Origin of the sequence: Solihabitans fulvus (genome assembly GCF_008386585.1) — a bacterium.
In the GTDB taxonomy this organism is placed as follows: domain Bacteria; phylum Actinomycetota; class Actinomycetes; order Mycobacteriales; family Pseudonocardiaceae; genus Solihabitans; species Solihabitans fulvus.
The window spans coordinates 1-317 of record NZ_VUOB01000457.1; the positions used below are offsets into that span (position 1 = coordinate 1).

The following is a 317-nucleotide window of genomic DNA, read 5'->3' on the forward strand; positions in this document are numbered from 1 at the left end:
CGTCGTCCCGCCCGACGCGGTGCGCCGGGTGCTGGCCGCCTGCCCAGGGCTGGTGGTGGTCGACGGCTACGGCCCGACCGAGACGACGACCTTCGCCACCGCGGGCCGGCTCGTCGCAGCCGACACCGTGCCCGACCCGGTGCCCATCGGCGAACCCCTTGACAACCAACGGATCTACCTGCTGGACCGCGACCTTCGGCCGGTGCCGCTCGGCGCGCACGGCGAGCTCTACCTCGGCGGTGCGGGCTTGGCCAGGGGCTACCTGGGCCGGCCCGGCCTGGCCGCGCAACGGTTCGTCGCCTGCCCGTTCGGGACCC

The 317-nt window shown here is 75.7% G+C and carries 1 protein-coding gene; it reads left to right on the forward strand.

The annotated features are described in order from the left end of the window. Window positions 1-317: AMP-binding protein (locus F0L68_RS42025; RefSeq protein ID WP_149855504.1), on the forward strand; the 317-nt coding region annotated here is incomplete at both ends.